This window comes from Spiroplasma endosymbiont of Andrena trimmerana, assembly GCF_964019575.1.
GTDB lineage: Bacteria > Bacillota_I > Bacilli_A > Mycoplasmatales > VBWQ01 > Spiroplasma_E.
Map to the genome: position 1 here is coordinate 195988 of NZ_OZ026455.1, position 22650 is coordinate 218637.

Genomic DNA, 22650 nt, shown 5'->3' on the forward strand with positions numbered 1-22650 from the left:
ATTATGATATTATAACATTAACATAAAATATATTAATAATTTTGTGAGGTTGGAAACATGGTTTATATTGTTCATGGTCAAGATGAGTATTTAGTAAGAAAAAATATTGAACAATTAATTAAAAAAAATCATAAAAAAGAAAATTATGATTATAATCTATATGAATTACAAGAGGATACAATTGTTAATATTATTAATGAAATTCAAATTATGAGTATATTTGAAGAAAATAAAGTAATCGTAATTAATGATAGCAGTAATTTATGACAAAAATATATTAAAGAAAAAAAATTTGTTAATGCTTTGCTTAATCATAATCAAAAAACAATGATAATTATTAAAAGTTTAAATGTTGATTTTAAAATTAGTAGAGAATTTCAACAATTTAATATTATCAAAATTAAAAATTATACAAAATCACAATTATTATTATTAATTAATAAAGTTTGCAATAGTTTTAAAATTAACATTACTCAAGAAGCAACTAATTTTCTTTTAGAATACTTGCCAAATGATGTCAGTATTATTTTAAATGAGTTATCAAAATTAAGATTAATTGGAAAAAAAATAACTTCAGATATTATTATTGAGGTGGTTCCTAAATATTTTGAAACAAATATTTTTAAAACTGTTGAATATATATTAAAAAAAGATTATAACAATTTTTGAAGACAATATAACTATTATAATGTTATTAATTATGATAAAATTAAATTGATTAATATTCTTGTATATCAATTAGAATTAATTAGAGATATCAAAATTTTAGTTAAACAAAAAAAAAGTAATGAAGATATTTCCAATATATTAAATATTTCTAAGTTTCAAGTAAAAATATTAGAACAATATTTAAATATTAATTTAAATATTAATAATATTTTGTTAAAATTATATGAATTAGATTACAATATCAAAAAAGGAAAGTTTAATAAAAATATTGCAATTGATTTATTTTTTTTGAATATTTAGTATATAATTATAGATGTTTTAAACTCAAGAGGTGATACATATAATGAAAAGTAATAAAAATACTGATATTACAGAAAAAAAGTTAGTAGAAGAAAATAGTGACATTACATTGGTTAAACCAAAAGTAAAAAGAGTTACAAAGAAAAAAACTGAAAAAGTGTACTCAGAAGAAGATTTAAATGTTGCATTATACTATGAAATATCAAGTACTATATATAACAGTTTAAATAATTTAATTGTTAGAAAATCTATTTTTGCTAATGAAGAACTTTTAAAAATTTTAGAATTACAAATTTCTAATTTATTTTTTCTTGAAAAAGAACTAAAAGAATTAAAAGATAAAAAGTATGCAATAGAATTTTTGCAGTTAATTTCTAATTTGGTAAATCGTAGTTTGAGTATTACTAAAAGTTCTCCTAAAAATCGTATTGAAATTCTTGAAGAGCGTAACTTATTAATAGTTACAATTACTAATATTTGTAAGACTGTGGAAAAAGAAAGTCTTGAACGAATAAGACAGTTTGATAATAATACTTTTAATGAATTAAATGATCAAATTACTGCATTAAATAATTTTAGTGATGATGCTACTGAGGTTAAGCCAAGTGTTACTCCAAATAATCAGAATGTTGATAATAATGTTGATACAAATCCTAATATTGGTGGCATTGGAAATCTAGGTAATAATTTAAATATTAATAATCTTGATAATAATAGTTTAGCAAATTTAGCGAAGTTAGGTGTATTACCGCAACATCCCGCCACAAATCCTAAATTTTACCCGTATATGAATAAACCAAAATATATTCCACTTTTAAAGAAAATATTATCAGCTTTTTTCTTATTAACAACAGTGCTAGCAATAGCTACTTATATACTAACTTATTTTATAGCAGGTACTTTTCAAATTAAAAATAATAGTACATTACCTGTTTATTATAATTTTACACAACAATCAAAAACTATAGTTTTCACTATTGTCACAACAATAGTTTTAAATGGAGGCTTTTTATATTCAATTTTAAAACCACCAAAATTAGGTCGTGATTTATATCGAACATCATATTTTTTAATAGTTATTTTAATTTTTTGAATAATTTATACAATTTCAAATTTAATTTATATGACAACAAATGATTCATTATTAAGAACATTTATTTCTTTTTTAGATAAAGGTGATGAAATTAATCCTAATGCTTTACCTTGATTAAAAGGATTAGCAACTTTTAAAGCTTTTCAAATATTAACATATATTACAGCAGCATCAGCAATTTTACCAATTGCTATTATACTAGTTATTGCTATTCTTAATCCAAAAATTGATCGTAATAAAATTATGAGAGCCAATTCGGAATATCAAAATGCTATTAATAATGCTTTAAGTGGTAAACCCTATGAAATCGATCCATCACTTTTTGATGATAGTTTAGATAATGATAATAAAAAAGATACAAAAGATCATAAATTTTGACGTAATAGTGATTTATTTAAATAATAAAATTAAAAAGGACTTTTAGTCCTTTTTAATTTTATTATTTTTAATTATTAGATTTAATATCTTATGCTTGTCAACGTAATTTTGAACTTGCAACTATTGTGTAAATACCAATCAATCCAAGCCGCAACTCCTAGATATATTCCATAAGTTGTTGTAAAAGTAAAACTTGTTCCACTTCAAGCTTGAATAAATGGATCCATAGCGTATTTAAATGGATTAAAGTAAGTTGCGTATTTTAAAACGGGACTACTATTAATTAACTCAGCTGGGAAAAATACCCCACTTAAAAGTGCAACCGGAAAATAAATTACATTTGATGCTGCAACTAAAGCAGTTACTGATTTGAAAATTGAGGCCAATAACATTCCTAAACCCATTGATGAAAAGAAAATTAAGATAATAAATGGGATAGATTCTCCAATAAAATTTGCTGTTACTATATTATTTCACCCATAAGTACCACCAAACATAATTCCAGCTCATAATAAAGATCATAAGAATGTCGCTATCATAAAGAAAAATCCAATTATCATAACTGAAAGAACAAAGAAAATTGGTTTAATATTTGTTGCTCCAATTCGCTTCATTAAAACACTATTTTTAAATTCAACAATTGTTTGTGGAATAATGAAAATTCCTACTGCCATTGGTTGTAACATTGAAATTGAACCAACTAAAGTATGTAAACTTTTTACAGTATCACCTTCCATTTGTTTAAAAGCAAAACCTTCTAAGAACAACATTAGAATTGGAAATAAAACTAAAAAGAAGGGTACAAAAAATCCTCGATAATAATATTTAAACATTAAGTTTATTAATGGTCGACTTTTTTCGGGCATTTTGGCTTTATGAATTCATTTATTTTTTTTCTTATTTTTTTTTGATTTCAGCATTTTCTTTTTTTATTTCTTCATATTGTTTTTTTAAATCAGCTTTTTTATTTTTATCAAACATTTTTCATGTAAAGTTATGAACTGAACCATATTTTTTAACAATATCTTTAACATTTCCTGCTTCTTTTATAATTCCATTATGAATGTAAATATACTTTTCACAAAATTCTTCAACTTCGCTCATATTATGAGTAACTAAGATCATTGTCTTATTTTTGTCAATAATATTTTTTCTAAAAAATTCAAAAATTTCTGAACGAACTTCAATATCTAATCCTGTGGAAACTTCATCTAAAATAACTAGATCAGGATCATGAATAACAGCAAGTAAAATATTTAAACGTTGTTGTTGTCCACCCGAAAGTGTTTGAATAAACTTATTTTCAATTCCAAGTAATTGGTATGTCTTCAGTAACTCTAATAGTTCATCTTCTTTCATTGAAATATTAAAAGTATGTAAATAATATTTAATCATATCCATAACAGATATTCCGGCCGGATATCTAGATTCTTGAAATTGTAAACCATTTACTAGATGTTCTTGACGAATTATTTCACCAGATGTTGGTTTACGAATACCACCAATAATTTCACTTAAAGTTGATTTACCACTACCATTTGCACCAATGATTCCAATTCGATCGCCAGGATTAATAGTTAAATTAACTTTATCTAATGCTATTTTATTTTTATATTCCTTTGTTAGATTTAAAATTTCTACTAGTGGCCGAGATTTATCTATTTTTTTCTTATTTTGTTCATTATTTTCCATATATAATACCTCCTGCATTAGATTGTACTATAATTAAGTGTTAAAAAGCAATTATTGAAATTTGTAACAATAAAATAAACAGTATTAATTCTAAATATTTTGGAAAAATATTTTTTAATTTTTGTTTTTCATGTATATATAATATAGATTTGAAAATAGTGATTATGTAGTATAGCAATTTAACATATGCTTTAAATCAACATTTATGAATTCAAATCCCATTTAATTATAAAACCATATACTATTAATGATTACTTTTGTTGTTTTATAAATAAAAGTTATTATATTGTATAATTAATTATATTTGAGAAATTAGATAGAAACTCAGGAGGAACCATTTTGGAAAATTTAGTAAGTGAAGAAGTAATTGAAGAAACGTATTCAAAAATTAAAGATAAAATTAGTAAGACAAGTTTGATAAAAGCAGATAAACTTTCTTCATTTTCTGGTAATAATATATTTTTAAAGTTAGAAAATTTACAAAAAACAGGTAGTTTTAAAATTAGAGGAACTTTAAATAAAATTCTTAATTTATCAAAGGAACAGCAAGCAAAGGGTTTAATTGCTGCTAGTGCTGGTAATCATGCACAAGGAGTCGCTTTAGCAGCTTCAAGTTTAAATTTAGTATCCAAGATAGTTATGCCTTTAACAGCACCACTAGCCAAAATTGCTGCTACTAAAGAATTTGGTGGTGCTAAATGTACTGTTAAACTTTGTGGTAATATGTTTGATGATGCAATGTCTGAAGCATTAAGACTTGAAAAAGAAGAAGGGTTAACGTTAGTTCATCCATATGATGATAATTTTGTTATTGCTGGTCAAGGTACAATTGGTTTAGAAATATATGAGCAAATGAATGCAATGGGTAAAGAAATTGATTATTGTTTAGTTCCAATTGGAGGAGGACTTTTAAGTGGTATTTCAATTTATTTAAAAAGTAAAAATCCAAATATTAAATTTATTGGGATTGAGGCACAAAATGTTGATTCTTATAATCAAGCTTTAAAACAAGGAAAACCATTTAAAATTCAAGGTAAAAGTTCAATTGCTGATGGAATTACTGTTAAACAAACAGGAGAATTAACATTTAATATTTTAAAGAAAAATGTTGATAAAGTTGTTACTGTTAGCGAAGAAGAAATTGCGCAAGCAATGTTATTTTTATTAGAAAAATGTAAAATTGTAACTGAAGATAGTGGCGCTGTTAGTGTTGCTGCTATTCTTTCTGGTAAATTAGATAAAATCATTGGTAAAGATAAAAATGTTGTTTGTGTAATTAGTGGTGGTAATGTTGATATTACTACATTAGGAACAATTATTAATAGCGCCTTAATTAGTTCACATCGACGAGTTCCTTTTTCAGTTAACGGTAAAATTAATAATAGTACTATTAGCGAAATTATTAATATTATTACTAAAAATGGTGCCTCTATTTATAAAATTCACAGTACATTTGATCGTAATAAATTAGATATTAGTATTTTTAGTATTTTTATAGTTATGGATACATCAGATGAATTTCAAAAAAATAAAATTTTTGCTGAGATTAGAGCATCAAGTTCTAACTTTACATTATTAGCTAAATAGTTTTTAAATTTGGTATTTTATTAAAACAAAAATTTAGTTTAAAAATATCAATTATATTTTAAAAAGAGACACTATTAATAGTGTCTCTTTTTAAAATAAATTATAGTTATTTTGCTTTTGCTAATTTAGTCATAATTTTAGATTTTTGACGAGCAGCTTTATTAATGTGATAAATGTCTTTAACAACAGCTTTATCAATTAAACTACATACTTCATTAACAAGTACTGCAGCATTTTCTGCTTTGTTTTTTATTGATATTTCAGCTTTTTTTAAAGCAGTTTTAACTTTAGATTTATAACTTTTATTAATTTCATTTCTTTTTTGGTTTGTTTTAATTCTTTTAATTTGTGATGCAATGTTAGCCATTTTTTCTCCTTTTTTGTTTTGAACATGTTTTATAGATTAATTACAACAAAAATAATTATAACAAAAATCATAAATGTTGTATAATATTTTTTATTTTTTCAGTATAATTAATGTGTTAGCTTTTTGTTAATAGTATATTTTAATTTTTTTACACTTTTAATGTAAATTATTTGTTTAAAAACTTTAATGATAAATGTAGGTGTGGTAAATAAATGAGTTACTATTTTCGTAACCCTTATCAATTTTCTTACCATAGTATTGGTAGGATTAGAACAAGATTAAAATTGCAAGACTTAAATGATATCCAATTACGTGAATATTGTTTAAAATTGATTAATGAGTCTTATGATATTGAAGAGACAAAAAGTTTTAAATATATTAGAGTAAATAAAACACATCTTTATTTTGTAATTAAAAAAGATGTTAATTTAATTTTAACAATTTCACCGATGAGTCCAACTAAACTATTAGCAGTAATCGAGGAAAATTTATAAATCAAAAAAGAGGAATAAAAAATGGGAAATTTATCTAGTCAATGATGAATGTTAGCGCTTATAGGAGTAGTTTTAATAATTTTTATTTTTACAACCATTTCAGCAAAAAAGAAGAAAAAAGAAGAGAAAAAACAACGTCAAAAAGAAGTAAAAAATATTATTAAATCCTTTATGCGTGATGAATTAAAATTGCAACATAAAACAGTAGAATTTGAACAAGTAGTTTCACGTAGTAGTAAAGAATATCGCTATCGTGATGTTTTTGATGTAATTGTAAAATTATATGATTCTAAGAAAAATGATTTATTTGCAACTAAAGCATTTGAGGTAGAAGGGTTTACTAAACAATTATCAAAGAAAGAATTTGAAACAATTTGAAAAGTAAATTGTGAATTAGATTTAGAAGAAACACTTAAGAAAATTGAAATGTCAAAAAAACGTAGTGGTAAAATTAAAATAAAAAGAAAGACAGCAGAAGAAAAAGCAGCAATTAAAAAAGAAAATGAAGGCGTTAAACTTGCAATTGAAGAAGAACGTTTACAAAATAAAGAAAATAAAACACGTGCTAAAAATTTAGAAAAACCTAAAATTGCAATTCATGATAAATTTTCTGGATGAAAAGATAAATAAATCTTTATTTTAAAGTAGGCAATTGGGTGATATGTAATGAAAATTTATAAAGATGATTATAAGCATTTCCGTATTTGTCGAAAACTTTCATGATTTTTAAATGCAAAAAATTATGCTTTAGCTAAGCATTTAATTGAAGAGAAAAAGATAATAAATTTTGTTGAACTAACGCATACTAAAACAAGTAGTAAATTTAAATCTAATTTAATTACTATTTCTGATTTAGACGATGATACATTTGAAAATAATTATAATGAAGAAGATGATTCTGAATTTTATCTTGGTGAAACAATTGCAGATGGTATTGAAACTGGGCACTATGCTCAAGAATATTTTAAAGTAAAATATTCTTGTTTTAATTTTGAGTCTGAACTGGGTAGTAATGTTATAGAAATTATTAATAATAAAGAGTATGATGTTTTATTTGAACCAAGATTTGAATATCAGGGTTGTGTTACTAAGTGTGATATTTTAAAGCGAAATAATGATGGTTGGGATTTAATTGAAGTAAAAGCAGTAACTTGAGTTAAAGAAGAACATATGTGAGATTTACTTTATCAGTATGATATTTTAACCAAATGTGGAATTAAAGTAGTTAATACTTATATTATGTATTTAAATAATAATTATGTTAAGAAAGAAAAAATAGATTTAAATGAATTATTTATTGTTAATGGATCAACTTGGCAAAAAAGTCCAAATACTAAAAAAAGTTTTAGTCTTTTTGAATCAATTCAAGATGAAATTTTAAATAATAATTTGAAATTACAATATGAAAATATTAAGAATATTATTAAAATTAGTGATATTGACGAAATAGTTAAATTATTAACTTTACCTTATTGTCATGAAAATAGTAATCAATTTTGTCCTCATATTTTTAAATATTTTTCTATTCATAATACTATTTTTGAATTATATCGTTTAAGAAAAACTAAGAAAGCATTGTGATATTATGAAGAAGATTTCTTAGAAATTAATGATGAAAGATTATTACCATTTTTAACAAAGTCTAATTTACATTTAAGACAATATGATGTAATTAAAAATGGTGAAAAATTAATTGATGGCAATAAATTTGTTGATTTAAAAATTGAATACAAAAAGTACCAATATCCAATTTATATGTATGATTTTGAGACTATGAAATCTGCAATACCTAAGTTTAAAAATAGTAAACCATATCAACAAATTCCTTTTCAATATTCTGTCCATGTGTTATTAGCACCAGATTTTGATTTTAAAACTTATAAATCAATTAAACATTATGAATTTTTAGCAGATGGCAATGATGATCCAAGAGAAATGTTAACAAAAAAATTATGTTATGATTTAATTAATATTCATGGTAAGGGTACGTATGTTGCTTATAATCAATCATTTGAGAAATCTGTTCTTAAAAAATTAGCTTATTATTACCCTCAATATAAAAATAAATTATCATTAATTCATGATGGTACTATTGATTTACAAGATTTTTTTAAAGAATTTAAAATTTATAAAGAACAGTTTTATGGTTCTCTTTCAATTAAAAAAACTTTACCAGCATTTGAACCTTCCTTTTCTTATGAAGGATTAGTTATTAAAAAAGGAGATATGGCATCAGAAGTTTTTCGTAGAAGAGTTGAAAATAACATTAGTTTAACTAATTGAATTCATAATTTTCGTGAAAATATGTTAAAATATTGTGCTCAAGATACTTTAGGTATGGTAGTATTATTCTGACATGTAAAAAATATTATTGAAATGTACAAAGCAAAAATTGAGGGCGAAAATTATGAAAAAATTTAAAATTTTATTTATGGGTTCTTCTTTTTTTTCTGAAAATATTTTAAAAACATTGTTATTAACAATGAAAAATGAAATTGAAATAGTTGGTGTTGTTTGTCAGCCAGATCGTAAAATTGGTCGTAAACAAGAAGTTGTTCCTTTAGCAATTAAACAATTGGCACAAAAATATCAAATTCCTGTTTTCCAACCCGAAAATATTATTGAAAGTTTAAAAGATTTACAATTATTAAATATTGATGTTATTCTTACTTGTGCTTATGGTCAATTTTTACCAAAAGCAATTTTAAATTTACCAAAATATAAATGTTTAAATATTCATGCTTCATTATTACCATCATTGCGTGGTGGTGCCCCTATTCAATGAGCAATTATTAATGGATTACAAACTACTGGTATTACATTAATGAAAATGGTAAGTAAAATGGATGCAGGAGCAATTTATGTTCAAGAACAAGTTTCAATTGGTATTGAGGATACATATACTTCTTTAGTTAATAAGTTGATAACTTTAGCACAAAATATGTTAATAAAATATTTATTAAAAATCATTAATAATGAAATTGAAGAACAAGAACAAGATGAAAATAAAGTAACTTTTGGTTTAAATATTAAAAGAAGTGATGAAAAAATTAATTGAAATCTTTCAGCACAATTAATTTCATGTCATGTTCGTGGATTGTATAATACACCAATTGCTTATACTACGTTGAATGATAGTATATACAAAATTCATCAAGTAGCAGTAACTAATGAATTATCAAATGCTCTGCCAGGAACAATTGTTGCAATAAATAAATTAGGTATTATTGTTGCCACTAAAACTAATAACATAGTAATTAAAGTTATTCAACCAGCAGGTAAAAAAGAAATTATAGCAGCTTGTTACTATGGTTCTAAAATTAATCCAATTGCAATTGGTTTTATCTTTAAATAGTAAAAAAATAACTAATATTTTTTGGTAATCTAGGAGGAAAAGATGTATCGTTTTCGCTCAATTAAATATTTAGCAATGACTGGTATTATTACTGGTTTATTAGTAACAATTGGTTATTGTTCAACTTTTCTTTTTGGTTGAGCAATTACTAGTTTATTTGGTGGAAATTCTACTTTGCAATTATTTGATGCTGTTTTTATTCCATTTTGTGCTTTTTTTGAAGGGCCAATGCTGTTATTTGCAGGACCAATTGCGGGTGGCATTTTTGATTTAATTAGTGGTGTTAAAATTGTGGTTATTCCTATTACAATTTTTATTAGAATTTTAATGTTTTTTGTTATTAAGTTATTAATTAATAAATATTGATGAAGTACTGTTTATACTTTCTTTTTTGCTGCTATTTTACTACTTATTTACCCATTGTCTTATTTAGTAATTTATCAAGATTATGCTATTACAGTTAATGAATTAATTACTGATAGTATTCAAGCTATCTTTGCTTATTTTGTTGCTATTCCACTTTATTATGCTCTTAGTAAAAATAAAATTAGATCAAATTATAGTTTTTGAAATGATCAAGAATTTGATTATTTAAAAAATAAAAAAATAACTGTTTTAGAATAGTTATTCAAAAGATCATAAAATATTTGGTATTAAATTAATTATTTTTGTGATGAAGAGAGAAAATAATGATTGAATAAAAAGATAAAACAGACATTCTTTATAAGAATAGTTTGTAATAAATTTATTATGCTCTGGGTCATTTCTGAAAGGTATTTTGTTATTTTCTTCAAAATTTATTATTTCATCAATAAGTTTTTTATTTATATCAATATATTTTTTTAGATTATTTAAATTAGAATTATTAATATTGGTTGCAATTAATATTTTTAAATAATCTAAAGTATATTTTCACTTTTTTTCTTTTTTATTTATTATTACTTGATTTATTTTTTTAAGAAATCTTTCATTTATTGAATATAAATTATTGGCATAGTTAATAATTTGTTCATTTTTATCTCCAAATTCTAATTTTCTGATATTAATTTTTTTAGATTTTAAATTATTTAAAAAACTATTAATTTCTATTCATTCATTAAATAATTGTTTTAATGAGTCTCTATTTGAAAGTTTATAGTTTAGTTTTTTATGGTGTTCATCAAGAATCTTTTCTTCTATATATTCTAGCCCTAAATTTTTGTTTAAATTTCTTATATTTTGTGCTGTTCCATCAATTTCTGATTCAATAAAACTTCTTAGATTCATAGTATTTATATTTTGAAAATTTAGTTCATTAAAGAATTTGGAAAATTGATTAATAATAATATTTTCAATTAAATAATCAGAATCAAAATTGTTAATTATTTTTTTTGATTTTTTAAAAATTAATAAAACTTCAAATATATAATCTTTTAATTTATTTAAGTTTAACATTTTGTCACTTCCTAATTTAATTATGAATAATTGACATATAATAAATTATTTTAATTATTAAAAGTAAAAAGATCAATTGATCTTTTTATTTAAATTTGTTTTGTAATGGTATTTAATTGTAAAATAAGTGTATTCTTTACTTATTATCCATTATTTATATCTAATATAGACAATATGGTATAATTTTATAAACTTAATATAAGTTTATACCCATTTACTTAAGTTTTAAGGTAAAGGGTTTTTAATTAAAATAAGGAGAAAAAGGTTTTATGAATAAAAAAATTAAGCTGAGTTATACTTGTAAGTGCAAGTAAATAAAATTGCAAAAAATTCTCATATAAAAATTTCATAATGCTAAATTTAGTTTAGAAAAAAGTAAGGAGTTTTTATATGAGTTATAAACATCTTGGCATAGATGAAAGAATTTATATTGAGAATCAATTGAAATTTAAATTTAAAATTAGTGAAATAGCTAAAAATCTTAATCGAAGTATTAGTACTATTATTCGAGAAATTAATAGAAATAAAGATAATAATCATTATTTTTCATTAATTGCACAAAATAAAGCTGAAAATCGAAAACAATCACATATTAGTTTTCATAAGTTTAAAAATAAGAATTTAGTAAAATATGTACAACAAAAATTACTATTAGGTTGATCACCTGAACAAATTTATGGCAGAATTAAAAATTTTCATAAAGAATGAGTTATTAGTTTTAAAACAATTTATACTTGAATTTATTTTGGAATGCTTGATAAAGTTACTAGTAAAAATTTAAGAAGAAAAGGTAAAAAACGAAAATCTAAAGAAAATCGTGGCAAGTTTAATGGTAAATCAATTAAAGAACGAGATATAAATGTTAATGATCGTATAACACTTGGTCATTGAGAAGGAGATACTATAGTATCATCACGAGGTAAAAGCAAATCATGTTTAATAACTTTAGTTGAAAGAGTATCACGATTTACTTTAGCAATATTAGTTAAAAACAGAACTACTAAAGTTATTAATAAAAATGTCAGTTATTATTTATCAATTCTTCCTAAAAACATTGTTAAAACTATTACTTTTGATCGTGGCAAAGAATTTTCAAATTGACAACAACTTGAAAAAAATTTAGATGTAAAAATTTATTTTGCCAATCCATATTCACCTTGACAAAGAGGTACTAATGAAAATACTAATGGTTTAATTAGAGAAAAATTTCCTAAAAAATTTATTTTTTCAAAAACTAATAAAAATGAAGTTCATAAATTTATATTGTCTTTAAATCAAAAACCGAGAAAAATACTAAATTATCTTTCACCAATCGAATATTTGGATAGAAAAATAATTTAGTTGCACTTACCTTTACAATTTAGCACTCAGCATTTTAAATAATAGTTAGCGTATATTCACTATTAAATTGAATTTCACCAATTGAAAATTTTACTTTAATAACATCACCTTTTGCAAAATAAGTTCCATCATTTACGGACTTACTTACTTTAACTTTAAAGTGGTCACCTTGTTTCATAAGATCAGCAATTCTTTAGGAGAAAGAATAAATTGGACTTTTTAGATAGTTTGTTAAATCTGTATCAACTAATAATTTTGATTTAGGTTGTCCAATTTTAAATTCTGGAATATCATTAAAGTTATTTAATGATACCTTAGATGTGGTTGGTAATTTAGGTAATACAAGACCATCATTTGGTTTGGATAAAATATTTAATAAATAATTGTCAGATAATTGTTTATTATTTTTTAAAAAAAATATAGTTACTGTACCACCTGTAATTATATAATCTGTATGATCTATTTTTTTATTAATTATTGGTGAGTAAGATTTAACTTTCATCTTAATGGATTGTGTATCACTATGTTTAAAAAGTCTATATTTTCCTTGACCACTAACTGCTTTTAATTTTAAAATATCAACTAAAAAGTTAGCAGCATCAGCAGATTTAGCTTTAGTAGTTTCGCTATCATTTTCTAATAAATTGCTGGCAGTAATATTGTTTAGTTGAATAGAGTTTCATTTTGTTAATTTAGTTATATTATTTTGATAGATATCTAATTTGATTGTTGAATTATTATTTGAATCTAAAAAATTAAAATCTTTTTGTACTTGCATATTCATTTTTAGAATATCATCTGATTGACATGCAATGAGTGAGCCTGTACTAACTGTTGTTAAAATAACTGCTGTCATTAATTTAAATAAAGTTTTTATATTTTTCATATTTTTTCTGGGCGGTTGTCAAAGTTACGAAATAATTTATTATCATATTAGTAACTTATTTCCAAAAATGAATTATTTGAAAAATAATGAAAATTAGACAAAATTACTCTCTTTTCTTAAAACATTAAATTTATATTTTATATTCGACGTATTTAAAAAAAATAAAATATACATTTTGTAAGTTAAATTAAAATTATCAACAAGGAAAAAGACAAGAAATAATCTTGTCTTTTTTTGTAATTGTAAAATTTTAAAATTTTTAATAACAATCTTTAGCACTATTATCAACACGTGTTAGGGAACTAAAAAAGTGAACTACAACACAGTTGTTAAAAATAGTAGCTAGAACATGTGGACTTGCATGGATAAATAAAAAGTGGAGTGATACCTAATAAAATATACTAACCATTAATGGTAATTCTTGGGGTGGGAGCGAATTGGAAACTAGTGTATATAGACCTGTTGTAGGGACCCATTGTATTAATTCTATTCTTTATTTAACCAACACTTGCTCACTGGGAGTGGCAAGTGTTGGTTTTATTTTTTATTTTTTTTGAAAAATTTTTTTGGGCGAGAAAATAAATTTCAAACTTGTAAAAAAAATTGAGCAGTGCCGGTTCAATTAAAATATTAATTTATTAGCTAAATTGTAAAGGTAAGTGCAACTAAATTATTTTTCTATCCAAATATTCGATTGGTGAAAGATAATTTAGTATTTTTCTCGGTTTTTGATTTAAAGACAATATAAATTTATGAACTTCATTTTTATTAGTTTTTGAAAAAATAAATTTTTTAGGAAATTTTTCTCTAATTAAACCATTAGTATTTTCATTAGTACCTCTTTGTCAAGGTGAATATGGATTGGCAAAATAAATTTTTACATCTAAATTTTTTTCAAGTTGTTGTCAATTTGAAAATTCTTTGCCACGATCAAAAGTAATAGTTTTAACAATGTTTTTAGGAAGAATTGATAAATAATAACTGACATTTTTATTAATAACTTTAGTAGTTCTGTTTTTAACTAATATTGCTAAAGTAAATCGTGATACTCTTTCAACTAAAGTTATTAAACATGATTTGCTTTTACCTCGTGATGATACTATAGTATCTCCTTCTCAATGACCAAGTGTTATACGATCATTAACATTTATATCTCGTTCTTTAATTGATTTACCATTAAACTTGCCACGATTTTCTTTAGATTTTCGTTTTTTACCTTTTCTTCTTAAATTTTTACTAGTAACTTTATCAAGCATTCCAAAATAAATTCAAGTATAAATTGTTTTAAAACTAATAACTCATTCTTTATGAAAATTTTTAATTCTGCCATAAATTTGTTCAGGTGATCAACCTAATAGTAATTTTTGTTGTACATATTTTACTAAATTCTTATTTTTAAACTTATGAAAACTAATATGTGATTGTTTTCGATTTTCAGCTTTATTTTGTGCAATTAATGAAAAATAATGATTATTATCTTTATTTCTATTAATTTCTCGAATAATAGTACTAATACTTCGATTAAGATTTTTAGCTATTTCACTAATTTTAAATTTAAATTTCAATTGATTCTCAATATAAATTCTTTCATCTATGCCAAGATGTTTATAACTCATATAAAAACTCCTTACTTTTTTCTAAACTAAATTTAGCATTATGAAATTTTTATATGAGAATTTTTTGCAATTTTATTTACTTGCACTTACAAGTATAACTCAGCATTAAACATAAATTAAATAAATATTGAATCGAATGCCTCAATGTTTTTTAAAATTTCACAATTTATTTTTGAGCCCAGAATTTGCAGAATGAATAAAACGAATAGTAGTAGTTATTAATAATATAAAAAATCAAAATATATGTTCTTTATGCTAGAAGCAACAGAACATATTAAGAAAGGATTATTATGGCAATAGAAATTCTTGATTATGAAACACTAAGAAAGATTGGTAATAAAATTAAAAAAAGAAGAAAAAGATGTGTTGAATGTAATGAATTATATGAAGATGACAAAATTAATATGCTTTATTACTTTAAAACAGAATTAGAATCAGAACAACACGATATTAGAAAATTTAAAGATGATTATGATATTGCTGAACATTTAGATTATACAAACCCATATGGATATGTTTGTGATTGATGTAGAAGTGATTAATTATGCAAATAGAATTTAAAAAAGAACAAATTGTAAAAGATAGACCACAATCTATTCTTATTGATTATGGTGAATATAAATTACAATGTCCAAAATGAATGGTTAAAAATAATAGTTTTATTGCTGATGATAAATATACATATTGAGTTTTTAATTTAGAAAATATTAAAAGAGAATTAAGTGGTAATGAATTAATAAAATTATTAGAACCATATATTAAAGACCAAAAAATAACTGTTAATCAGCCAATTACTCCAAAAGAATATTATCTTAATGATATCAAACTTGAACAATTAACATTTTATGAAAAACATAATAGTTGATTTATTGGTGAAATAACAGATAACAAAACTAAAATTATTAATCCTTGTTTTAAATATAACATTACGTGAGAAGAAAATAGAAAAGGTTTTAAAATAAATAATCCATATAATCATAATGATTTACCAATTAATTATATAGTTACTTCGTATAAGGAAATTTCAACTCATAATGAAAAAGTATTTTTAATATAATGCAATATGACTTAATTATTGGGATTGACCCCGCTGGTATTGGTAATAATGGAATTGTTATATATTCAAATGAAACAAATAGGATTATTTATACAGAAACATTCAACACAACACATGTTTTTGAAAGTAAAAATCGTTATAAAAGAATACTATCAATAATCAAAGAACAATTTTTTGAAAACGAAATATTAGTTATTGTAGAAAATTTCTTTTTAAGTTCAAAACAATTACTAACTAATCCATTAGCAACACCTAAAGTTATTGGCGCATTAATGGTATTAGTAGAAGATATTATGAACTGAGATTATTTAGAAAATCATCCTAAAAATAAAACTAAAATAGAAAATTATAAAGGAAATATAAAATTAACAAAACATGAACAAGATGCTTATAAGCATATTCAATATTATTTAAGGAATTATAAAAATGAAAGAGAAAGCAAATTATGTCAAATTAACAGTAAAACTAAGTAACACTATTGAAGCAAAGCATTACGAAAAAGGTAATAAAGAATTATATTATAGTGTTCGTGGTCAATGAAATGGTTTAAACTATGTTACTTTAATTTTTAATAACCCAAAATTTTATAACCGATGTATTTTATTAAACAAAAACGATGAAATTATTGTAACTGGTCAAATTTTTAATACTTTAAACATTCCTAAAAATCGTGCATTTTGTTCAATTAATGTTAAATGATTTAAAAAATGAAAAGAGTAAAAATGAATAAATGTAAATATTGTAATAAAAGAATTTGATTAACTAATTATTGATGTATGAATTGTTTAGAAATATTAGTTATGAATTTAAATAAAAATAAGGAGAAATAATAATGTTAGATGAAATTTTAAAAGTAATTTTTGATAGAGCAGATAAAAAAGAATTAATTTATATAATAGAAAGATTAATTCTTGTTACTAACAATCACATAGAAACAAAAAAATGACTTATTAAAGAATTTGATAAAAATCATTATGTTTTAGAAAAATTATTAGAAATAAAGGAGAAAAAATAATGAATAAAGAAAATATACCGTGTTGTTTTAGTGAAGTTAATGAACTTGGTAAACATATAACAAATTGTAATAATTTACCAACAAAATTAGATAAAGATAATGTACAAATAAGATATTTTTGTGATGAACATATGATAAAAGTTGAAAATATAAGAAGAAAAATGGCTCAAAAATATATTAATGAATATAAAGAAAAAATAATTAAAGAATTAAGAAATAGTATATATCTTGGGAAAATAGATACATGTTGTGCTCCAAATTTACTTAAAATAATTATAAAAATAGCAAATGGTGAATTTGATAATGAATAAATTAAAGTTAAATTCTTTTGAGAAGTGAATAGAAGCAAACACTAAATTGTATTGAGATGAAAAAGAAGAAACATTTAAAAATAATGATAATAAAAATCAAAAAGAATAATAAATGTGGTTATGGTAGAGTTTATGCCCATAAATGTAATAACTTATGTAAGCAAAAACAAAATAAAAGAGTTAGAAAAAAAAGGATAAAAAATAATGAATAAATGTTCTATATGCAATAAAAAAACACAAAATTCTATAGATAAACATTGTTATAGTTGTTGAAAAGAATTACTCAACAAATGAAGTCTAAAGAGTTGAGGAAATTTGGGAAATGGAGACTTTGATAATGATTAAATTAACAGATTTATTTGGTCAAGATAAAATAGACATATTTTCACCAAATCCAAAAGATTTAACAGATAGTAATGATATAAAAGCAATTATTTTATGAAAATACCCTAATGTTATTGCTGAATATTTAGTTGTTTCTCAACCACATGCAAATACTGCTATTCTAGTTGGTGATAACGTTCACTATACAGGTTGAGTTGAAGTATTTATTAAACAAAAAAATGAAGGAGTAAATGATAATGCCAAATGACACCAATGTACAATCAAATAACTATACTTTATTAAAAATAATAAGAATTGGAATAAGTCCATTATCAGCAATGATTGGTACAAGTGCTTATTATGGTCAAATTATTGGTAATCCAGTATTAGGAAGTATTAATGCTTTATTATTTAGTAAAAAGTTAGGAATTGATATATGAAACTTAAATCAAATGCCAAGTACTAAAAAGAAAATATTAAATTCAAGTAAAAAAATATTATTAGGTTTAGGAACTATTGGTTTAATTAATTATGCAAAATTTACAAAAATCAATCCTAATCCTGAACCAGTACCTTGATTAACAACTACTACCACAGAAACACCACCATGACCATTATTATTAACTAATGATAATAAACAACAAATGGATTGAGATACATATATTAGTTTAAGTACTTATGGTATATCAAATCTAATTGGTGGATTAAGTGAATTAATACCTAATAGATTTGAAGTAATAAGAAAAATATGTAATATGGCAACTGGTGGATGTTTGATTAGTAGTGGTGTTGCTATGGGGATTAATAATGATTTCAATAATGCTTATGCAGTACCAACAATAGTTGCTGGTGCAAGTGAAATTATACATAATTTATTACCTATGGAAACTACAAATCATAACCAAGAAATGCAAGAAACATCATTTACAAATGAAACAAGAAGATTAATTAATAGTGATGCTATTAGTAATAATAGTGGAAGTAGTGATGTTTTATATGAAAGACCAACTACATATGATAGTTTATAAAGGAGATGATAACTAATGAATAAAGAAAAATTGATTGAATATTATAACAATGAAATTCAGACATATAAAGAAAGAATGGAACAATTAAATAAAGAAATATCTTTATTAGTAACTATTATAAGTAATTCAAAATCAATGATTGAAAGAATTAATAGTGGTCAATTTGATGAATAATTAAAAAGAAATAATTGAAAGGAATAAATAAAAATGAAAGAATTTTTACATGAATTAATTATTATTGGAACAAGTGTAGGAACATTAATTTGTAGAGAATTAATTGTTTGATTTAAAAGATTTATTACAACTCCAAAACATATTAGAAGAAATAATAAAGTAATGAAACATCAAAAAAAATTAGCAAAACTTAATGAAAAATTAATGGGAAAGAAAATAAATAATAAAGGTGTGATTTAAATGTTAGAAAATGAAACTAATGTTGAACAAAATACTGAACCATTAACTGAAAATAATAATTTACAACAAGAGCAAGAAATTAAGATTGTTGAATTAGAAAATAAGTTAAATAAACTTAATCAAGAAATTAAAGAAAAAGAAATAATTAATATATTTAAAAAATATCAAGTTAAAAATGAATTTTATGAATTTTTAAAATTTAAAACTAGTAATATAGAAAATTCAAAAATTGAAGAAACTATTAAAAAAATAATTAAAGAACAACCAGTATTTAAAGAAACAATTAATACAGGTGGTAAACAAGAAACAATAATAACAAATCAACAAAATTCAATAACAAAAAGTAGTTTATTGGATTATAAAAAGAAAAATCACTTATAACAGAAAGGAATATAAAAATGGCAATTAATATTCAAAAAAATTTAGATAATACACAAAAATTAGTAGAAGCACCCGAATTTATTGAGTTTTTTAAACAATCAAATAGTCCATGAGCAAACTTTTTTCCTATTGAAATAGTAAATTCTACAAAAATTGAATTTATTATTAAAGTTCCAAAAGACCCATCAATTAAGGTAATTGCTTGAAATGATAAAAGTCAAAGAGTAGATGTTAGTTATGCACAAACCGATACTATTCCACAAATAATTGAAAAATTATATGTTGCTGGTGAAACTATTGCTGCTGTTGATTTAAATGCTGAAAATGGACAAAATTTATTAGAAAGTATGCAATATGAAGTTGCTAATGATTTAGCAGATAAACTAGCAACTGACGATACACAAGTAATTAGTGAAAAGGCAACTAAAGTAATAATTAGTGATACATCACCAGTTGGATATTTAAAATCAATGTTAGATGCATGAAATACTTTGTTTCAATTGAGAAATACTGCTAATTGTCGTTTCTTTATTACTAATAATCTTTATGATACTATTGTTTATTTAGCAAATAATAAAGGTTTAATTACTGATAATCAAATTGCTCAACAATTAAGATTAAATGGAAATGATTTATATATTAAAGGCGTATTATGTCAAATTGTAATGGATGATTATATGACTTTTACTGATAGTACAAGTAAAAAACAACAAATTATGCCATTTGTTTTAGCAACCCCAAGAGCAATGAAAAGATATATGTTACAACAAACAATAGTATATGTACAAGAAATTGCTGATGGTAAACTTGGTAGAGCATATAAAGTTGGTGGTGAAGTATTAGGTGAATCAATACCTTATATTTCTAAAAAAGAAGAAACATCACGTTGAATGTTATGTGGAATTATTAATAAAACTGATTTAAGTAGTAAAATAACAACTTTAACAACTGATATTACTGCAAATGTTAATAACAATAATAGTGAATTAAATACACAAATAAAAAGTACTAATGAACTTAAATCATTAAATCCTAATTTAACAAATCCAACTATTAAATATTTTAGTGATGCACAAGGTAAAACTGATGTAAGTAATCAAAATCAAAAAGCAGGGGATTTATATGTAGTAATTACTGCTGATATTAATGATGCAACTTATCAAGGTTCAACAAACCCAATTAAAATAACTCTTAAATAAGGATAATTATTATGCCAATTGGTACAACTAGTACAGCAATACTTTTAAACATAAATAAACCAAAACATACTAGAACAAGTCAACAACAAGAACATAAAAGTTGATGATGAGAAATTTTAGAAATGATTGGTGTACAAGTAATAGCAGTAGCACTTGCTCCTTTTACTGGTGGATTAAGTGAAAGTTTAGCACTTGGTTTAGGTGCAAGTGATTTACTTGCTAGTATTAGTGTTGTTGGTGTAGAGTTTTTAACTGATTTTACTATTAATCAAGTTTATGATTATTTAAAAGGAAATGTTACACCATTAAATACTTTTTTTAATATATTACCTGCATTTGCTGGACTTAATAGAATTAGTCGTGGTTATCGTACAACTAAATTTATTAGTTTAGCAGAAAAAACTAAAACATTAGAACAAATTGGTATTAAAAAAGCAAAAAATTTACAAGAAATCATTAGTCAAGTAAGTGAAAAACAATTTTTAACAGATAAAATTATTGGAAATAAACGTTATTTATTTAATTATAACCATGCTCCAAATCGCGAAACAATAATACAAAATTTAGGTTTTGTTGCTGAAAGACAATATAAAAATAATTTTGCAAAATTAGAAGCACAAGAATTAAAAAATTATTTATTATTACAAAATGAATTAATAAAGTTAAGTCCACAGTTAACTCCTAAATTTAAAATTAAAGATATTGATAAAGCAAACAATTTTTTACAAAAATATAATACTGATTTAAAAGAAGTATTAAAAATGAACCAACATGACTGATTAAATTTAGTTCATACAATACATGCAGAAAATAGATATGGAAAATCTTTAATTTTAGATTTACAAAAAATTCGTGCTAATGCAATTAAATTTAATTTTAAAAATAGTTCAATTCATAAATTAGTATTAAAAGCAAATCAAACTTTTAAATATTTTGATATTAAATTTTATTTTAAAAAAGGTTTAAATAAATTTTGAAAAGATACTTCATATTTTGAAAAGATAAGAATAAATATTTATAAATTACAAGAGAAATTCGAAAAATTAGAAAAACAAGCATTTGAAAAAATTAATAAATTAAAAGAAAAAGCAATTGATGTATTTACAAGTGCTGAAAAGAAAGCAATTAAACATGCACAATTAATTCCATTAAATTCACAAGTATTTATGGCTTGTAAAATTCAACCTTTATCATTAGATAAATGTGGAATTACTATTTATCATCGTAATCCTAAATATAAACCAATTGTAGTTATTGATAGTATTATCAAAGCAGAAACTTTTGTTATTCAAATACATCCATTTCATTGATATAGATGATATAGCGGTTGATATATTGGATATGGAGTTAGTCAAAATAAATGATTAAAAAGTATTGCTTTTGCTCCACCAGTTGTACAACAAATGATTAAAGATAGTTTTAAAATTTATAGGCAAATATTAAGGACAATTAGAACTTATCATAAAGTAGTTAATGTTATTAATAATCCTATTGATAATGTCAATAAATCATTTAAAAGGGTGGGTTTAAGATTCTCAGTTAATACTGTATTTGGTACTGGATTGTTAAGACATTTAGAAAAATTTGCATATAATCAAGTTGTAAAAAAAGGAAAGAAAAAATTACAAAAAGAAATTATACATATATCACATAGAAAAACTAAATCAAAAACCAAACGTTATAAAAAAGCATTTTTTAAGGAATGATAA

The 22650-nt window shown here is 23.0% G+C and carries 29 protein-coding genes; 22 read left to right on the plus strand and 7 right to left on the minus strand.

Annotation, left to right across the window (positions count from 1 at the left end; genetic code table 4):
• The first annotated feature begins 57 nt into the window (after positions 1–57).
• Positions 58–969, plus strand: a complete 912-nt coding sequence (gene holA, locus AACL03_RS01205) for a DNA polymerase III subunit delta (RefSeq protein WP_338959077.1) — start codon at positions 58–60, stop codon at positions 967–969.
• Between the two features lie 43 nt (positions 970–1012).
• A complete protein-coding gene (locus AACL03_RS01210; RefSeq protein ID WP_339038863.1) occupies positions 1013–2464 on the plus strand; it encodes a hypothetical protein in 1452 nt (483 codons plus the stop codon).
• Between the two features lie 56 nt (positions 2465–2520).
• On the opposite strand, the gene AACL03_RS01215 is transcribed toward AACL03_RS01210, so the two are convergent.
• Entirely contained in the window at positions 2521–3306 is a 786-nt protein-coding gene (locus tag AACL03_RS01215; RefSeq protein ID WP_339038865.1) for an ABC transporter permease, read from the minus strand.
• A gap of 31 nt (positions 3307–3337) precedes the next feature.
• Complete coding sequence (locus AACL03_RS01220; protein ID WP_339038867.1) at positions 3338–4132, minus strand: ABC transporter ATP-binding protein; 795 nt, start codon at positions 4130–4132, stop codon at positions 3338–3340.
• A gap of 339 nt (positions 4133–4471) precedes the next feature.
• Between AACL03_RS01220 and ilvA the strand changes: the two genes are divergently transcribed.
• Positions 4472–5719 carry a threonine ammonia-lyase gene (ilvA, locus tag AACL03_RS01225; RefSeq protein ID WP_339038868.1) on the plus strand — a complete coding sequence of 416 codons (1248 nt, stop codon included), beginning with the start codon at positions 4472–4474 and terminating at the stop codon, positions 5717–5719.
• A 106-nt stretch (positions 5720–5825) separates the two neighbouring features.
• Here the strand turns inward: ilvA and rpsT are convergent, their stop codons facing one another.
• Positions 5826–6086, minus strand: coding sequence for a 30S ribosomal protein S20 (rpsT, locus tag AACL03_RS01230; protein ID WP_338959088.1), 261 nt, complete (start codon positions 6084–6086; stop codon positions 5826–5828).
• A 212-nt stretch (positions 6087–6298) separates the two neighbouring features.
• On the opposite strand from rpsT, the gene AACL03_RS01235 reads away from it, so the two are divergent.
• Genes AACL03_RS01235 through AACL03_RS01255 form a run of 5 tightly spaced genes read left to right on the plus strand, consistent with a single transcriptional unit; the run spans position 6299 to position 10559 of the window.
• Positions 6299–6580 (plus strand): hypothetical protein, encoded by a 282-nt coding sequence (locus AACL03_RS01235; protein ID WP_174480491.1) that lies wholly within the window; start codon positions 6299–6301, stop codon positions 6578–6580.
• A 21-nt stretch (positions 6581–6601) separates the two neighbouring features.
• On the plus strand, positions 6602–7210 hold the full coding sequence (locus AACL03_RS01240; protein ID WP_339038870.1) for a hypothetical protein: 609 nt from the start codon (positions 6602–6604) through the stop codon (positions 7208–7210).
• A 36-nt stretch (positions 7211–7246) separates the two neighbouring features.
• On the plus strand, positions 7247–9001 hold the full coding sequence (locus tag AACL03_RS01245) for a DUF2779 domain-containing protein (RefSeq protein ID WP_338959094.1): 1755 nt from the start codon (positions 7247–7249) through the stop codon (positions 8999–9001).
• Positions 8988–9935, plus strand: coding sequence for a methionyl-tRNA formyltransferase (fmt, locus tag AACL03_RS01250; protein ID WP_339038872.1), 948 nt, complete (start codon positions 8988–8990; stop codon positions 9933–9935). The genes AACL03_RS01245 and fmt overlap by 14 nt, the downstream gene beginning before the upstream one ends.
• Positions 9936–9977: 42 nt before the next feature.
• Entirely contained in the window at positions 9978–10559 is a 582-nt protein-coding gene (locus tag AACL03_RS01255) for a hypothetical protein (RefSeq protein WP_286641343.1), read from the plus strand.
• Here the strand turns inward: AACL03_RS01255 and AACL03_RS01260 are convergent, their stop codons facing one another.
• Positions 10560–11369, minus strand: a complete 810-nt coding sequence (locus AACL03_RS01260; protein WP_339038874.1) for a hypothetical protein — start codon at positions 11367–11369, stop codon at positions 10560–10562. It abuts the gene before it with no gap.
• A gap of 390 nt (positions 11370–11759) precedes the next feature.
• Between AACL03_RS01260 and AACL03_RS01265 the strand changes: the two genes are divergently transcribed.
• A complete protein-coding gene (locus AACL03_RS01265) occupies positions 11760–12710 on the plus strand; it encodes an IS30 family transposase (protein WP_339038665.1) in 951 nt (316 codons plus the stop codon).
• 34 nt (positions 12711–12744) lie between these two features.
• Here the strand turns inward: AACL03_RS01265 and AACL03_RS01270 are convergent, their stop codons facing one another.
• The 3 genes from AACL03_RS01270 to AACL03_RS01280 form a co-directional block, all read right to left on the minus strand.
• Positions 12745–12888 carry a hypothetical protein gene (locus AACL03_RS01270; RefSeq protein ID WP_286641345.1) on the minus strand — a complete coding sequence of 48 codons (144 nt, stop codon included), beginning with the start codon at positions 12886–12888 and terminating at the stop codon, positions 12745–12747.
• 15 nt (positions 12889–12903) lie between these two features.
• Positions 12904–13596, minus strand: a complete 693-nt coding sequence (locus AACL03_RS01275) for a hypothetical protein (protein ID WP_339038876.1) — start codon at positions 13594–13596, stop codon at positions 12904–12906.
• Positions 13597–14261: 665 nt separating this feature from the next.
• Positions 14262–15212: an IS30 family transposase gene (locus AACL03_RS01280; RefSeq protein WP_339038665.1), complete on the minus strand. Its 951-nt coding sequence runs from the start codon at positions 15210–15212 to the stop codon at positions 14262–14264.
• A 290-nt stretch (positions 15213–15502) separates the two neighbouring features.
• On the opposite strand from AACL03_RS01280, the gene AACL03_RS01285 reads away from it, so the two are divergent.
• From AACL03_RS01285 to AACL03_RS01345, 13 genes are all read left to right on the plus strand, one after another.
• Positions 15503–15754, plus strand: a complete 252-nt coding sequence (locus AACL03_RS01285) for a hypothetical protein (RefSeq protein WP_339038878.1) — start codon at positions 15503–15505, stop codon at positions 15752–15754.
• 2 nt (positions 15755–15756) lie between these two features.
• Positions 15757–16269 carry a hypothetical protein gene (locus AACL03_RS01290; RefSeq protein WP_339038880.1) on the plus strand — a complete coding sequence of 171 codons (513 nt, stop codon included), beginning with the start codon at positions 15757–15759 and terminating at the stop codon, positions 16267–16269.
• Positions 16269–16742 carry a hypothetical protein gene (locus tag AACL03_RS01295; protein WP_339038882.1) on the plus strand — a complete coding sequence of 158 codons (474 nt, stop codon included), beginning with the start codon at positions 16269–16271 and terminating at the stop codon, positions 16740–16742. Before AACL03_RS01290 ends, AACL03_RS01295 begins: the two co-directional genes overlap by 1 nt.
• Positions 16696–16989, plus strand: coding sequence for a hypothetical protein (locus AACL03_RS01300; RefSeq protein ID WP_339038884.1), 294 nt, complete (start codon positions 16696–16698; stop codon positions 16987–16989). The genes AACL03_RS01295 and AACL03_RS01300 overlap by 47 nt, the downstream gene beginning before the upstream one ends.
• A gap of 112 nt (positions 16990–17101) precedes the next feature.
• Positions 17102–17284, plus strand: a complete 183-nt coding sequence (locus tag AACL03_RS01305) for a hypothetical protein (protein ID WP_339038886.1) — start codon at positions 17102–17104, stop codon at positions 17282–17284.
• Positions 17284–17595: a hypothetical protein gene (locus AACL03_RS01310; RefSeq protein ID WP_339038888.1), complete on the plus strand. Its 312-nt coding sequence runs from the start codon at positions 17284–17286 to the stop codon at positions 17593–17595. The genes AACL03_RS01305 and AACL03_RS01310 overlap by 1 nt, the downstream gene beginning before the upstream one ends.
• A gap of 337 nt (positions 17596–17932) precedes the next feature.
• The gene (locus tag AACL03_RS01315) at positions 17933–18208 is read left to right on the plus strand and encodes a hypothetical protein (RefSeq protein WP_339038890.1); all 276 of its coding nucleotides are present in this window, start codon (positions 17933–17935) and stop codon (positions 18206–18208) included.
• Positions 18177–18947, plus strand: coding sequence for a hypothetical protein (locus AACL03_RS01320; RefSeq protein ID WP_339038892.1), 771 nt, complete (start codon positions 18177–18179; stop codon positions 18945–18947). Before AACL03_RS01315 ends, AACL03_RS01320 begins: the two co-directional genes overlap by 32 nt.
• Positions 18948–18962: 15 nt before the next feature.
• Entirely contained in the window at positions 18963–19121 is a 159-nt protein-coding gene (locus AACL03_RS01325) for a hypothetical protein (RefSeq protein WP_339038894.1), read from the plus strand.
• 33 nt (positions 19122–19154) lie between these two features.
• Entirely contained in the window at positions 19155–19361 is a 207-nt protein-coding gene (locus AACL03_RS01330) for a hypothetical protein (RefSeq protein ID WP_339038896.1), read from the plus strand.
• Positions 19362–19742, plus strand: coding sequence for a hypothetical protein (locus AACL03_RS01335; protein WP_339038898.1), 381 nt, complete (start codon positions 19362–19364; stop codon positions 19740–19742). It begins immediately after the preceding gene.
• A gap of 17 nt (positions 19743–19759) precedes the next feature.
• A complete protein-coding gene (locus AACL03_RS01340; protein ID WP_339038900.1) occupies positions 19760–20941 on the plus strand; it encodes a hypothetical protein in 1182 nt (393 codons plus the stop codon).
• A gap of 11 nt (positions 20942–20952) precedes the next feature.
• Positions 20953–22650 carry a hypothetical protein gene (locus AACL03_RS01345; RefSeq protein WP_339038902.1) on the plus strand — a complete coding sequence of 566 codons (1698 nt, stop codon included), beginning with the start codon at positions 20953–20955 and terminating at the stop codon, positions 22648–22650.